Genomic DNA, 213 nt, shown 5'->3' with positions numbered 1-213 from the left:
GTGGCGCACTGGCATAACTGCCAGTGCGCCACAGGCGCGCTCAACAACCAGAGGTTACTGCGTGATCAGTGCACGTCCTTCCAGTATTCACGCTTGAGCAAATAGGCGAATACGAAGAAGAAAGCCAGGTACAGCAATACGTAAGTACCAATGCGCTGACTTTCCAGTTTGACCGGGTTGGCCGAATAGGCCAGGAAGGTCACCAGGTTCTTG

At 53.5% G+C, this 213-nt stretch carries 1 protein-coding gene; it reads right to left on the bottom strand.

What is annotated here, in order from left to right; all coding sequences use genetic code 11:
• Positions 1–65 precede the first annotated feature (65 nt).
• Positions 66–213 (bottom strand): cytochrome c1 (locus B2Y33_RS06830; protein WP_288632794.1); only part of this gene is annotated, 148 nt, incomplete at its 5' end.

The organism is Pseudomonas sp. UBA5666, from assembly GCF_002420785.1.
GTDB classification, from domain to species: Bacteria; Pseudomonadota; Gammaproteobacteria; order Pseudomonadales; family Pseudomonadaceae; genus Aquipseudomonas; species Aquipseudomonas fulva.
The sequence above is the reverse complement of the archived record's forward strand: the minus strand, read 5'-3'. Positions and strand labels throughout refer to the sequence as shown.